Source organism: Tumebacillus sp. BK434 (assembly GCF_004340785.1).
Classification (GTDB): Bacteria; Bacillota; Bacilli; order Tumebacillales; family Tumebacillaceae; genus Tumebacillus_A.
On record NZ_SLXS01000003.1, the window covers coordinates 547131 to 560582 of the forward strand.

Sequence of the window (13452 nt, forward strand, 5' to 3'; positions counted from 1 at the left end):
GCCCCATCACACTCACCCAAAATGCGAACTTTAGTTCGCAATTACCCATGGTTTTAGACGGACATTAACAGTTATAAAATCCGATAGTTTGTATTCGACAAATTACTACACGTTCCTTCCAAAATCACGAAAAAAGTAAAATTTGTGACCTGCTCATAAATAAAAAAAGAGTCTCCTCAGTCGAGGAAACTCTCCGGGTTCATCGTCTTCAACATCTTCTCTGACAAGTCTCGCGCCGCATTGTAGCCCATCCGTTTCAGCCGCTGATTCATCGCTGCCACTTCGAGAATCACCGCCAAGTTACGACCTGGTCTTACGGGCAGGGTCAACAGCGGAACGTCGACATCGAGGATTTTGATCGTCTCTTCATCGAGCCCGAGGCGGTCGTACGCGACATTGTCTTCCCACATCGTCAGCTTGATCACCAATTCGAGGTCTTTGTGCGTGCGAATCGCACCGGCGCCAAACAAAGTCATCACGTTCAGCACGCCGAGGCCCCGGATTTCGATCAGGTGGCGCAGCATCTCCGGCGAGGTGCCTTCGAGCTGCGTGTCGGCGATGTTGCGAATCTCCACCGCGTCGTCCGCGACGAGGCGATGGCCGCGCTTGACCAGTTCCAGAGCCGTTTCGCTCTTCCCGATGCCGCTCGCGCCGGTGATCAGGATGCCGATGCCGTAGACATCGACCAGCACGCCATGCAGGAGCGTCTCCTTGGCCAGCTTTTTGTCGAGGTAGGACTGCAGGCGGCCGGTCAGTTTGGTCGTCGACAGCTCGGTGCGCAGGATCGGCACGCGGTATTTGACGGCCGCGTCGAGAAGCGACGGGGACACTTCCATGCCGCGGGCGAGGATCAGGCACGGCGTCTGCTCATACGAGCAGAGCTGTTCGGCGCGCTCCCGCTGCTGCGCCTCGCCCATCCCTTCAAAAAAGGTCATCTCGGTGCGCCCCATCACCTGCACGCGCTCCGCCGGGTGATAGGTGAAAAATCCGGCCAGGGCCAGCCCCGGACGGTTGATGTCCGACACGGCGGTCAGACGGCTCATGTCGGCCGTTTCATTGATCAGCTCCAGCTCAAAGTCGCGACGCAGCTCCGCGGTGGAGATGGTCTTCGGCATCATTTTGCGTCACCGTAGACGGTGCGGCCCCACGCGATCGTTTTCGCCAAGCCGTCGCGCAAGCTGGTCTCCGGCTTCCAGCCGAGCTCGGCAGCGGCCAGCTGATTGCTCATCGTGCTGTGGTAGATGTCGCCGACCCGCGCCGGACCGTGCGTCGCTTCGAGCGGGTACCCGGTCAGCTCTTTCATCGTCACGTACAGCTCGCTTACCGACACCCGGGTCGCCGTCGAGATGTTGACGGTGAGCTTTTTCTCCGAGGTCAGCGCGATCAGATTGGCCTGTGCCACATCGCCGATATAGATATAGTCGCGGGTCGCGCCGCCGTCGCCTTCGATGTTGACCGGCTGGCCCTTGATCATCTGTTCCAGGAAGATCGAGACCACGCCGCCTTCGCCGAAGCGGCCTTGGCGCGGGCCGTAGATGTTGGCGTAGCGGAGGATCGTATAGTTGACGCCGTACAGTTCCCCGTACATGCGGATGTAGTCTTCGTTCACTTTTTTGCTCAAGCCATAGAACGACATCGGGTTGAGCGGATGCTGTTCATCGAGCGGCAGGTATTCGGGCGTGCCGTATTCGGCAGCCGAGGCGGCGAAGACGATCTTCAAGCCGAACTTGCGCGCCGCTTCGAGGACGTGGATCGTGCCCATGATGTTGATCTCTGCGTCGAGGCCCGGGTCTTTGATCGACAAGGGCACTTTGATCTGCGCCGCCTGGTGGGAGATGGCTTCGATGCCTTCCCGCTCGATCAGGTCATGCAGTGCGGGATCATTGATGTCCATTTCATAAAACTTGGCTTGGGGGTTGAGGTTGGCTTTCGACCCGGTGAACAGGTTGTCCACCACCACGACCTCATGTCCGGCCGCAATCAGTGTGTCGACGATGTGCGATCCGGCAAAACCGGCCCCGCCCGTCACGAGAATCTTCATCGTATGTAGTCCCTCCATCGTCCCTGTGGACATGCTTTTTCTTTTACAGGTATCATATCTTGTTTTGTCCAAAAACAAAAGGAGCGGAAAGATCCGCTCCTTTTTCTTGCAACCTGTCATCTCTGGTCTGCAAGAGTCATAGACATAGGACAAATGCTTAGTGCTCCTTGCCTTTCGCATTCGCATTGCCCATCGTGCGTTCGGTGGCTGAGTCGATCAGCTTTTGTGTGCGCTCGGCAAACTCGGTGAGCGTTTCCGGGGCGAGCGAGTCATAGTCTTTGACTTGCTCGAGCGCGCCGAGCATCAGGTTGATCAGGCGCACCATCGATTCTGTATCATCTTCAAGGACGAGCGGAGTGTCGTCGTTGCGCAGCACTTTCATGTTCAGATAAGGGCCGCCGAATTCCGGCTTGGTCACGGCAAACGAGCACTTGTGCCAGCCGAGCGGATAGTGCACGCGGCGGCGGAACGCTTTAAAGACCGGACCGAAGCGGGCGACCAGATAGCGCAGATACTGCACGGCCTGCTCGTCGTAGCCGGCTTCCTGCAGCTCTTCGATCTCCTCGTGCGTCTCGAGCAGGCGCAGCGAAGCGACAATCGCCTCCGCGATGTGCGGGCCGGTCAAAATCGAAAGCCCTTGCTCGATGTCGTGCGCCTCCATCTGAGAGCGGGACAGCTGTTCCTGGATCACCGATTCGATCTGCGAACGAAGCGCGGGCTCTACGCGAAGCCGCGTCGAAAGCTCGACCACGCCTTGATCAATATAGCGCACAAACTCTTGCGATAAACGCTCATGCTTCCAATTTCCCATCGACAAACTCCTTATCTTCCGATCGTACGTTTCTTCACAACATCCTACTAAAGCAGAAGGCAAAACGCAAGCTCCAGTTCATTTTACATCATTAATACTACTTTCTGAATAATGAGGTGTCAACGGAACATGGCTGAGAAACTTTTCCTCCTGCTGCTTTTGACAGGCGCGTCGCTTTTGATCGGCGCGGTGCTGTACAGTTTGGCCCGACACGGCCGCAACCTGCGGCGGTTCCGGGAGCGTCAGGTGTTCTACACCGACCTGCACCGCTTCGCCGTCCTGATCGTCACCGCCTTCGCGCTCTACCTGTTCGAGACCCGCATCCCGCTCTGGAGCACGCTGTCCGGCGTCCCCGACGCCATCCCGCTCTTCGCGTCCACCGCCCTGCCTGCGCTCCTGTTGTGCCTGCTCGCCGGCCGCTGGTACCTCGGCTTCCCGGCCGCCCTGCTCGTCGAGTGGTGCGTGCTTCAGTCGGGCGGACAGACGCAGTACTTCCTGCAAAATGCGACGCTGTCACTGGCCGGATTGCTCCTGTATCTGCTGTACACCATGTCGCTTCGGGCTGAGCAGAAGCGCAGCACCGAACATCGCGCCTTAACACGTTTCCTCGCAGGAAAAAAAGAGCATGGAGAGGAACCGAACAAGACGGCGGCGAGCTGATCCTGCGGTTGATCCTGCTGGCAGACATGCGCTGTTGCAGCAAGCATTGCGGCCTTCTGAAACCAAAGAGCAGGCTTCCTAAAAAGCCTGCTCTTTTTGTTGCTTACGACTCCACCGCCACTTTCGTTTGCTGCTTGGCGCGGGCTTTATCGCGTTCGAGGATCGGGCCGAGGAACTTGCCGGTCCACGACTCGGCGATCTTGGCGATCTGCTCCGGGGTGCCGGTGCCGACAACGGTGCCGCCTTTGTCGCCGCCTTCCGGACCGAGGTCGACCAGATAGTCGGCCGTCTTGATCACATCAAGGTTATGCTCGATGACGATAACCGATTCCCCGCTTTCCACCAAACGCTGCAAAACGGTCAGCAAACGGTCGATATCGGCCGTGTGCAAACCGGTCGTCGGTTCATCCAAAATGTACACGGTGCGCCCGGTGCTGCGGCGATGTAATTCAGAAGCCAGTTTCACCCGCTGCGCTTCCCCGCCGGACAATGTGGTCGCCGGCTGTCCCAGACGGACATACCCGAGCCCCACATCATGCAAGGTCTGCATCTTGCGCGCGATCTTCGGCACGTTTTTGAAAAATTCAACGGCGTCTTCCACCGTCAGATCCAACACGTCGGCAATGCTTTTGCCTTTGTATTTGACTTCCAGAGTTTCACGATTGTATCGCTTGCCTTTGCAGATCTCGCAAGGCACGTACACGTCGGGCAGGAAATGCATCTCGATCTTGATGATCCCGTCGCCTTTGCACGCTTCGCAGCGCCCGCCTTTGACGTTAAACGAGAACCGGCCTTTTTTGTACCCGCGCATCTTCGCTTCGTTCGTCGTCGCGAACACGTCGCGAATGTCGTCAAAAACGCCCGTATACGTCGCTGGGTTCGAACGCGGCGTGCGCCCGATCGGCGACTGGTCGATGTCGATGATCTTGTCGAGCTGATCCAGCCCTTCGATCGTCTTGTGCGCGCCCGGCTTGGTCTTCGCCCCGTTCAGGTGCATCGCCAGCGATTTTTTCAAGATTTCGTTGACCAGCGTCGACTTGCCGGAGCCGGACACGCCCGTTACGCAAGTGAACAAGCCGACCGGGAACTTCACGGAGATGTTCTTCAGGTTGTTCTCCTTCGCGCCGACCACCTTGATCCACTTGTCGCCCGGCTTGCGGCGCTCTTCCGGCACGGGGATGAACTTGCGCCCGCTCAGGTACGCCCCGGTCATCGAGTTCTCATCGGCCATCACCTCGGCCGGCGTCCCTTGCGAGACGATCGTCCCGCCGTGCACACCGGCTCCAGGTCCGATGTCGATGATGTAATCGCAGGCCAGCATCGTGTCTTCATCGTGCTCGACGACGATCAGCGTGTTCCCGAGGTTGCGCATGTGCACCAGCGTGTTGATCAGCCGCTCGTTGTCGCGCTGATGCAGTCCGATCGACGGCTCGTCGAGGATGTACAGCACGCCCATCAGGGACGACCCGATCTGCGTCGCCAGGCGAATCCGCTGCGCCTCGCCGCCGGACAGCGTGCCGGCCGAGCGGGACAGGTTGAGGTAATCGAGCCCGACGTCGCGCAGGAAGCCGAGGCGCGCCTCGATCTCTTTCAAGATCAGGCGGGCGATCGTCATCTCCTTCTCCGATAAGGACAGGCCGCTGAAGTAGTGGAGCGCGTCGATGACCGACAGCCCGGTGACAAACGAGATGTTCTCCCCGCCGATCGTCACGGCGAGGCTCTCCGGGCGCAGGCGCTTGCCTTTGCAGGCCGGGCACGGCTTGGCGCTCATGTAGGCTTCGATAAACTCGCGCACATAGTCGGAGACCGTCTCTTTGTAGCGGCGTTCGAGGTTCGGAATGACCCCTTCGTACTCCAACTCGGCGATCTTCGACTGCCCGAAATCATTTTCATATTTGAACTTGATCTTGTCGCCTTGGCTGCCGTACAGCAACATCTTCAGCTTCTCGTCCGGCACATCGCGCAGCGGCATCTTCGTGTCGACCTCATAATACTTCGCCGCGGCATCGAGCAGTTGCGGGTAGTAGTTGGAGGTGCGTCCCTGCCACGGCTCGATCGCGTCTTCGGCGAGCGACTTCGACCAGTCCGGAACCACGAGGTCCGGGTCGATCTCCATGTTCGTGCCGAGGCCGGCGCAGGTCTCGCAGGCGCCAAACGGCGAGTTGAACGAGAACATCCGCGGGGCCAGCTCGGGCACCGAGAAGCCGCATTCCGGGCAGGACAGATTAGAGGAGAACAGCATCTCTTCCCCGTCGACGATGCCGACGATCACCGTGCCTTCGGCGAGCTTGAGCGCCGTTTCCAGCGAGTCGGCGAGGCGGGTCTGGATGTCCTCCTTGACGACGATGCGGTCGACGACGACCTCGATCGTATGCTTCTTGTTCTTCTCCAGCTTGATCTCTTCCGACAGCTCGCGCAGCTCGCCGTCGACGCGGACGCGGACGAAGCCCTGCTTGGAAATATCTTCGAAGACCTTGGCGTGCTCGCCTTTGCGCCCTTTGATCATCGGGGCGTAAATCTGAATCCGCGTGCGTTCCGGCAGCTCCAGGATCCGGTCGACCATCTGCTCCACCGTCTGGGATGTGATCTCGATGTTGGGGTGGTTGGGGCAGTGCGGACGCCCGATGCGGGCGAACAGCAGGCGGAGGTAGTCGTAGATCTCAGTGACGGTGCCGACCGTGGAGCGCGGGTTGCGCGACGTGGTCTTCTGGTCGATCGAAATCGCCGGGGACAGACCGTCGATCGAGTCGACATCCGGCTTGTCCATCTGCCCTAAAAATTGGCGTGCATAGGCGGACAGCGACTCCACATAGCGGCGCTGCCCTTCCGCATAGATCGTATCAAAAGCCAGCGACGATTTCCCCGACCCGGACAGACCGGTCAAGACCACAAACTTGTCGCGTGGTATCGTCACATCAACATTCTTCAGATTGTGCGCGCGTGCGCCTTTGACGACAATGTGTTCCTGTGCCATTTCCTTCCCCTTTTCCGCTCTGAATACGAACAAACATTCTCTAACTCCTATATTGAACCAGTTTCGTCAAAAAAGCAACGGACTACACGAAAAATCAAAAACCCCGGCCGCATGAACAGGCCAGGGTCTTTGAATCAAGAACCTTAGGTATGAACTAACCACAGAAGCTGCCGCCACGGATGATCACTTTTTTCATAAAAAGCCACCTCGGTTAGCAGGGACGCCGATTTGATGTCTTAATTATAGCTAACACTCCAGCTTCTGCCAAGCAGTGTTCTTAACTATTCGAAAAACCGACAAATTACTATACATTTATCAATCATTTAAACCAAATCCTTACCTCTTCTTTACTTCGGAGCTCCTTACGATGCTTTCAGCTCCAAAATAATATCCCGCAGCTCGGCGGCACGTTCGAACTGCAGCGCCTTGGCCGCTTCTTTCATCTCTTGTTCCAGCTTGAGAATCAGCTGATCTTTGTCTTTCTTCGACATCTTCTCGACGCCTTTTTCGACTTTGAGCGCTGCTTTCGGGTCGGAGGATTTGACCGCTTCGATGACGTCGCGGACTTTCTTGTTGATCGTCTGCGGGGTGATGCCGTGCTGTTCGTTGTATTCGATCTGGATCTTGCGGCGGCGCTCCGTCTCTTTGATCGCGATGTCCATCGACTTGGTGATCTTGTCGGCGTACATCACGACCTCCCCGCCGGCATTGCGCGCGGCGCGGCCGATCGTCTGGATCAGCGAGCGCTCGGCGCGGAGGAAGCCTTCTTTGTCCGCATCGAGGATCGCCACCAAGGACACTTCCGGCAGGTCCAAGCCTTCGCGCAGCAGATTGATCCCGATCAGCACATCGAAGACCCCCATGCGCAGGTCGCGCAGGATGACCATCCGCTCCAGCGCTTTGATGTCGGAGTGCAGGTAGCGCACTTTGATCCCGAGGTCTTTAAAGTAATCGGTCAGGTCTTCCGCCATCTTCTTGGTCAGCGTCGTCACCAGCACGCGCTCATCTTTGGCGATGCGCTTGTTGATCTCGCCGACCAGGTCGTCGATCTGGCCTTTGATCGGCCGCACATGAATCACCGGGTCCAAGAGTCCGGTCGGACGGATGATCTGCTCGACGACGCGGGTGCTGTGCTCCTGCTCGTAGACGCCCGGCGTCGCCGTGACGTACACCGCCTGCCGGAAACTCTGCTCGAACTCGTCAAATTTCATCGGGCGGTTGTCTTTGGCCGACGGCAAGCGGAAGCCGTGGTCGACGAGGACGTTTTTACGCGCCTGGTCGCCGTTGAACATCCCGTTGATCTGCGGGATCGTCACGTGCGCCTCGTCGATGATCAGCAAGAAGTCGTCCGGGAAGTAGTCGAACAACGTGCTCGGCTTGCTGCCCCGCGGCCGGCCTTCCATGTGCAGGGAGTAGTTCTCGATCCCCGAGCAGAACCCGATCTCCGCCATCATCTCCAAGTCGTAGTTGGTGCGCTGCTCCAGACGCTGCGCTTCCAGCAGCTTGCCGTTGTCGCGCAGCTCTTTCAGGCGCTCGTCAAGCTCGGCGCGGATGCTTTGGATCGCATCCTTCATCTTGTCGCCCGAGGTCACAAAGTGCGAAGCCGGGTAGATCGCCACATGCGAGCGGGTGCCGACGATCTCGCCGGTCACGACGTCCACTTCGGTGATGCGGTCGATCTCGTCGCCGAAGAACTCCACCCGCACCGCCTGCTCCGAGCGCTGCACCGGGAAGATCTCCACCACGTCGCCGCGCACGCGGAACGTCCCGCGGATGAAGTTGATGTCGTTGCGCTCATACTGCATGTCGATCAGGCGGCGCAGCACTTCGTCGCGGCCTTTCTCCATCCCCACGCGCAGGGACATGACGAACTTGCTGTACTCGGTCGGCGAACCCAAGCCGTAGATCGAGGACACCGACGCCACGACGACCACGTCGCTGCGCTCGACCAGCGAGGAGGTCGCGGAGTGGCGCAGTTTTTCGATCTCGTCGTTGATCTTGGCGTCTTTCTCAATAAAGGTATCGGACGACGGAATGTACGCTTCCGGCTGGTAGTAGTCATAGTAGGAGACAAAATACTCCACCGCGTTGTTCGGGAAAAATTCCTTAAACTCGGCCGCCAGCTGTGCAGCCAGCGTCTTGTTGTGCGCGATGATCAGGGTGGGCTTGTTCACACTGGCGATCACGTTCGCCATCGTAAACGTCTTCCCGGAGCCGGTGACGCCCAGCAGCGTCTGATGCCGGTCGCCTTGCTCGATGCCTTCAACCAGCTTCACGATCGCCTGCGGTTGGTCGCCTTGCGGTTTATATTCAGAAACCAGTTCAAAATTGCGCTGTTCTCTTACAAACTCCATTTTGAGTACACCCCTTCCACTCACCATTATACAACAGGTTGCAAATAAAAAAGGCAAGATCTGGTGATCTTGCCCTTACCCCTTATGGTTGAATCACGTTTCCTTTATCGATCGGCGAGATCGACGCCGCCTTGTGCTCGCGAAGCACGATCAGGTTGACCCGGCGGTTCGATGCCCGGTTCTGCACCGTATCGTTCGGGCTCAGCGGCTTCGTGTCTGCGTAGCCGACCGCATGCAGGCGCTTCTCCGGAACGCCTTTCGCCTCGATGTCATGCAGCACGTTGATCGCCCGTGCGGCCGACAGCTCCCAGTTCGACGGGAAGCGGGCGTTGTTGATCGGCACGTTGTCCGTATGCCCTTCCACGGCGATCTCGTTTGGCACAATCTTCAAGAACGGCACCATGCCGCCGAGGATGCGCTGCGCTTCCACTTTCAACGTCGCGCTGCCCGACTCGAACAGGGCGGCGTCGTTCAAGGTGATCTGCACGCCCTTGGCGGTGTCGATCACGTTGATCTGGCCGGCAAGGTTGTTGTCGTGAATGAACTTCTCGACCTGCTTTTTCAGCTCGTCGAGGCGCTTTTCTTCCTGCTCGGCCGACGTGCCGCCTTGCTGCTCCTGTTTGTCCTTGTTGTTCGTCTGGCCTTCTTTGGTCGTTTTCGAAATGATGCCGGTGTTGCCCATCGAGTCGATCTGCACCTTGTTGTTCGGGTTGAGCGCCTTGTTCATCGAGACGGACAAGGAGTCAAATTTCGCCTGGTCGATCGACGACATCGCGTACATGATGACGAAGAAAATCATCAGCAACGTGATCAGATCCGCATAGGTGATCAGCCAGCGCTCATGGTTCTCATGACCACCGTGCTTTTTTTTACGCCTCGACATTGGCTTCCCCTGCCTCTGCTTTCGGTACGCGCAAGTTCGGCGCCAGGAACGCCTTCAGCTTCTGACCGAGAATGTTCGGGTTCTCACCCGCTTGGATCGACAAGATGCCTTCGATCATCAATTCGCGGATCAACACTTCCTGCTTGGTGCGGTTCTTCAGCTTGGTCGCCAGCGGCAGGTAGATGACGTTGGCCGAGGCGACGCCGTACAAGGTCGCGATAAACGCGGTCGCGATCTGCGGCCCGAGGTTGGAGACGTCAGACAAGCTCCCGAGCACGTGCACAAGGCCCATGACCGTACCGATAATCCCCATCGTCGGCGCGAAACCGCCCGCCTGGTCGAACGGCTGCACCGCTTTTTCGTGACGGGACTCGATGAAGGCAAGCTCCGTCTCCAAAATGCTGCGCACGAGGTCCGGGTCGACGCCGTCGACGACGAGGCGGACACCGTTTTTGAAAAATTCATCATCATACGTTTCGATGCGCTCTTCCAGCGCCAAGATCCCTTCACGGCGTGCGGTCGTCGCCAGCGAGACCAGCTCGTCGATCGTTTCCATCGGATCTTTCGGCTTGTAGGTAAAGGCAATTTTCAAGACTTGCGGGATTTTCTTCAGCTCTTCAAGCGGGGCGCCCAGCGCCACCGCGCCAAACGTGCCGCCAAAAACGATGATGGCAGCTGTCGGGGAGAGCAGCGCCGTTAAGTGACCGCCTTCGAGGAGAAAGCCGCCTCCAAGCGCCACCAACCCAAGCACTAAACCAATGACCGTTGTGATATCCATGTTTCATTTCCTCCCAGTACTCTTCTACATGATAAACGTCTTTAGTGGTATGAAGATGGTGCCTGTTTCCCCCCGCCAACCAAGCGCCCCCACAGCCAGCGCCACGGTGAGATCGAGCCCAGCCGCACATACTGGCGAGCGTGATCGTCCGGGACGAGGATGATGCCCAGTTGGTGATGATCCCCCATATAGATCGGCGTCGAAGCGAAGCGCGGCTCCCCTTCCGGAGTGAGCACTTCGAGCTTGGCGTACGCCGGATTCTGATTGATAGCAAAATGCAGTTCATACGGCGAGTTGACCGGCATGCCGTTGACTTTGACGATCGTCTCCCCCGAGACCAGTCCGATCTCCTCCGCCGGCGACTTCGGCAGCACGGAGAGGATCTTCAACCCTTGCAGCGGCCGCACGTACAGCGGCTGCCCGCTCTGCTCCTCGCGCACTTCCCACAGGATCAGCAGCTCATGCGCGACCGTGCAGAACAGCGCGGTCAGCCAGAGCAGCGGAGCAAAATACGAACTGCCGATCGCAAGCCCGAGCAGCAGTACGCTGTACCCGAGCAGGTAGTTCGACGTGCGCAGCGCGGTCGTGCGCGGCGTCTTGGTCAGCGCCGCTCCGGAGAATCCGAGGATCGCCGGCACCGGAACGACAGTCAGTCCCGCCCCGATCACGCCAAGCGACATCAGCGGCCACCAGTCTGGTACTGCCACCCCGGCTCCCGTTCCGGTCACGACAAACGCGCCCATCGGAATCACCCAGAACTTCTGCAGGATGAACCCGCCGATCAAGCGTCCGCGCTTGCCTTCCACAAACACCGGCAACGGTGCCTGTGCCCCGTGAAAGCGCACGAGCAGAGCTTCGACCAGATGCAGCACGGCGACCAGCGCCATCAGCTCCGCAATGTGCAGGCTGAGCAGATCGTGATAGATGTTCATCAGCCACGCCGGGCCGCCCGCAAAGCGGGGCAAGGCCTGCAAGATCAGGCTGACCACCGAAAGCAGTCCGCCCGCATACGCAAAACAGACATAGCGCACGTTGATCACAGCCAGCACGAGCGCAACCACCCAGACATAGATCAGATCGACCGGCGACAAAACCGCGCCGACTACGGTCAGCAACAGCGTGGCGAGCACACCTCCGCCGATGCCGAACAACAGCGAGCGCAGAAACTGCTCGAACACCGAGGTGCAGCGCACGCCGAACATCCGCCGCTCCATGCCGTTTTGCCGCAGGTATTGCATCAGCACGAGCAGTAACGCTACATAAAAAAGAGGATGTGCCACGACTTTGGCCAGGCCGGAGAAAACAGAGGTCAAAAAGGATAGCTCAGTCACACTCACACGCCCCTTTTTCTCATGTCAAAAAAATAATATCCAATAATAAAAGACCCGAAGAGCCTTATGCTCCTCGGGTAAAATACTTCGACATGTTTCGCCTTCTCTCCTGCTCCGAACAATTATGGAATCATTTTACGAAGCACGCGCTCCGCCATCTCCAGCTGCAGGTCATTTTTCTTCAGCTTCTCTTTCAACTGCTCCATCAGCTTGATCGCCGTCGCGTCTTTGATCGTGCCGGTCGCGTCGAGCTGGTTCGCCGTCTGGAACGCTTTGACCGCTTCTGTCGTCTTGGCGTCATAATACCCGTCGACACGGCCCGGCTTGAAGCCGAGGGCGTCGAGCATCGTCTGCGCCGATTTGACCTCGTTGGAGAACTGCTCTTGGCGCATTTCCTTCTCCGGGTCGATCGCCGTCAGGTTCGCGTATGCCGGCAGCTCGACTTTGTAATCCGGCTCGATGCCCTTTTTGTGCACCCAGTTGCCGTCCGGGGTCAGCCATTTGGCGATCGTGTATTTGATGTCCGAGCCGTCCTTGAACGACTTGGTGGTCTGCACGGTGCCTTTGCCGAACGACTTGGTGCCGACCAGCGGCACATCGCCCGACTCTTTCAGCGCGCCGGCCAGAATCTCGGCTGCCGAGGCGGTGCCTTCGTCGATCATCACGACGATCGGCAGGTCTTCCTTCTTCGCGTCCGACTTGTAAGTGTCTTTCGAACCGTCGCGGTATTCGACCTGCAGGATCATCTTCCCTTCCGGCAGCAGCAGATCGACCATCTGCACCGTCTTGTCGAGCAGCCCGCCCGGATTTTGGCGCACGTCGATGATCAGACCTTTCATGCCCTGCGCCTTCAGCTCGTCCAGCGCTTTGGAAAATTCGGTATAGGTCGTCTCCGATACTTTGGTGATCTGGATCTTGCCCATCTTCTCCGGCAGCATCTCCGCATAGACGGTCTCGATCGGAATCGTATCGCGCACGAGCGAGATGTTCAGCTCGCCCTGCTGGCCCGGCCGCTCGATGATCAGCTCCGCCTTGGAGCCTTTTTTGCCGCGGATGTGCAGCACCGCTTCGGAAGCGGTCATGCCGTCGAGCGTTTTGCCGTCGACCGAGCGGATGCGGTCGTTCGGCTTGATGCCCGCCTTTTCGGCCGGCGAGCCTTTGATCGGCGAAACGACGACGATCTTGCCTTCTTCTTCGCGGATCTCCGCGCCGATGCCTTCGAAGGAAGATTCGATGTTCTCGTGGAATTGCTGCGCCTGATCGGGCGCCATGTAGGTCGAATACGGATCTTCGAGCGACTTGATCATGCCCTCGATCGCTCCGTTGAGCAGTGTATCGCTTTTCGCTTCCTGGTAGTAGGACTCCTGAAGCGTTTTGTAGGTGTCCATCAGCTTTTGAAACTCCGGCGTCGCAGTCGAACTGCCCGGAAGGACGCTTGTCCCGCCGTTGCTCGTGATCAGCGCGGTCACCCCGCTGCTGAGCCCGATCGTAGCGATCAGCGCCAGTGCCAAATAGCGGCCTCGGATGTACATCGTCTTCTGCACCACCTTTATCTCGTCTGTCTGCGAAATCGGGATTTCCATGCAAAACTTCTTTTTATTATACTCGATCTGCTCCTTG

Annotated in this window: 10 protein-coding genes; 1 reads left to right on the forward strand and 9 read right to left on the reverse strand. The window is 58.3% G+C overall.

Going from position 1 to position 13452, the window contains the following annotated elements:
- Nucleotides 1-176 precede the first annotated feature (176 nt).
- From hprK to EV586_RS10890, 3 genes are all read right to left on the reverse strand, one after another.
- Entirely contained in the window at nucleotides 177-1115 is a 939-nt protein-coding gene (hprK, locus tag EV586_RS10880) for an HPr(Ser) kinase/phosphatase (RefSeq protein WP_132945115.1), read from the reverse strand.
- Nucleotides 1115-2041 (reverse strand): NAD-dependent epimerase/dehydratase family protein, encoded by a 927-nt coding sequence (locus tag EV586_RS10885; RefSeq protein ID WP_132945116.1) that lies wholly within the window; start codon nucleotides 2039-2041, stop codon nucleotides 1115-1117. Before EV586_RS10885 ends, hprK begins: the two co-directional genes overlap by 1 nt.
- A gap of 157 nt (nucleotides 2042-2198) precedes the next feature.
- On the reverse strand, nucleotides 2199-2852 hold the full coding sequence (locus EV586_RS10890) for a hypothetical protein (RefSeq protein ID WP_132945117.1): 654 nt from the start codon (nucleotides 2850-2852) through the stop codon (nucleotides 2199-2201).
- A gap of 129 nt (nucleotides 2853-2981) precedes the next feature.
- On the opposite strand from EV586_RS10890, the gene EV586_RS10895 reads away from it, so the two are divergent.
- The gene (locus EV586_RS10895; RefSeq protein WP_132945118.1) at nucleotides 2982-3512 is read left to right on the forward strand and encodes a hypothetical protein; all 531 of its coding nucleotides are present in this window, start codon (nucleotides 2982-2984) and stop codon (nucleotides 3510-3512) included.
- Nucleotides 3513-3615: 103 nt separating this feature from the next.
- On the opposite strand, the gene uvrA is transcribed toward EV586_RS10895, so the two are convergent.
- The 6 genes from uvrA to EV586_RS10925 form a co-directional block, all read right to left on the reverse strand.
- Nucleotides 3616-6486, reverse strand: coding sequence for an excinuclease ABC subunit UvrA (gene uvrA / locus EV586_RS10900; RefSeq protein ID WP_132945119.1), 2871 nt, complete (start codon nucleotides 6484-6486; stop codon nucleotides 3616-3618).
- Nucleotides 6487-6848: 362 nt separating this feature from the next.
- The gene (gene uvrB, locus EV586_RS10905; RefSeq protein ID WP_132945120.1) at nucleotides 6849-8840 is read right to left on the reverse strand and encodes an excinuclease ABC subunit UvrB; all 1992 of its coding nucleotides are present in this window, start codon (nucleotides 8838-8840) and stop codon (nucleotides 6849-6851) included.
- Between the two features lie 82 nt (nucleotides 8841-8922).
- Nucleotides 8923-9723, reverse strand: a complete 801-nt coding sequence (locus EV586_RS10910; protein WP_132945121.1) for a flagellar motor protein MotB — start codon at nucleotides 9721-9723, stop codon at nucleotides 8923-8925.
- On the reverse strand, nucleotides 9710-10501 hold the full coding sequence (locus EV586_RS10915) for a flagellar motor protein (RefSeq protein WP_132945122.1): 792 nt from the start codon (nucleotides 10499-10501) through the stop codon (nucleotides 9710-9712). The genes EV586_RS10910 and EV586_RS10915 overlap by 14 nt, the downstream gene beginning before the upstream one ends.
- Before the next feature lie 41 nt (nucleotides 10502-10542).
- Nucleotides 10543-11832, reverse strand: a complete 1290-nt coding sequence (locus tag EV586_RS10920) for a PDZ domain-containing protein (RefSeq protein WP_132945123.1) — start codon at nucleotides 11830-11832, stop codon at nucleotides 10543-10545.
- Between the two features lie 122 nt (nucleotides 11833-11954).
- On the reverse strand, nucleotides 11955-13415 hold the full coding sequence (locus EV586_RS10925; protein ID WP_243653011.1) for a S41 family peptidase: 1461 nt from the start codon (nucleotides 13413-13415) through the stop codon (nucleotides 11955-11957).
- Nucleotides 13416-13452 lie beyond the last annotated feature (37 nt).

Excerpts from the sequence above, each read along its gene's own strand:
- EV586_RS10885 (WP_132945116.1), bottom strand. The coding sequence starts at position 2,041 with ATGAAGATTCTCGTGACGGGCGGGGCCGGTTTTGCCGGATCGCACATC.
- EV586_RS10890 (WP_132945117.1), bottom strand. The coding sequence starts at position 2,852 with ATGGGAAATTGGAAGCATGAGCGTTTATCGCAAGAGTTTGTGCGCTAT.
- uvrA (WP_132945119.1), bottom strand. The coding sequence starts at position 6,486 with ATGGCACAGGAACACATTGTCGTCAAAGGCGCACGCGCGCACAATCTG.
- EV586_RS10915 (WP_132945122.1), bottom strand. The coding sequence starts at position 10,501 with ATGGATATCACAACGGTCATTGGTTTAGTGCTTGGGTTGGTGGCGCTT.
- EV586_RS10925 (WP_243653011.1), bottom strand. The coding sequence starts at position 13,415 with ATGGAAATCCCGATTTCGCAGACAGACGAGATAAAGGTGGTGCAGAAG.
- uvrB (WP_132945120.1), bottom strand. The coding sequence starts at position 8,840 with ATGGAGTTTGTAAGAGAACAGCGCAATTTTGAACTGGTTTCTGAATAT.
- EV586_RS10895 (WP_132945118.1), top strand. The coding sequence starts at position 2,982 with ATGGCTGAGAAACTTTTCCTCCTGCTGCTTTTGACAGGCGCGTCGCTT.
- EV586_RS10910 (WP_132945121.1), bottom strand. The coding sequence starts at position 9,723 with ATGTCGAGGCGTAAAAAAAAGCACGGTGGTCATGAGAACCATGAGCGC.
- hprK (WP_132945115.1), bottom strand. The coding sequence starts at position 1,115 with ATGCCGAAGACCATCTCCACCGCGGAGCTGCGTCGCGACTTTGAGCTG.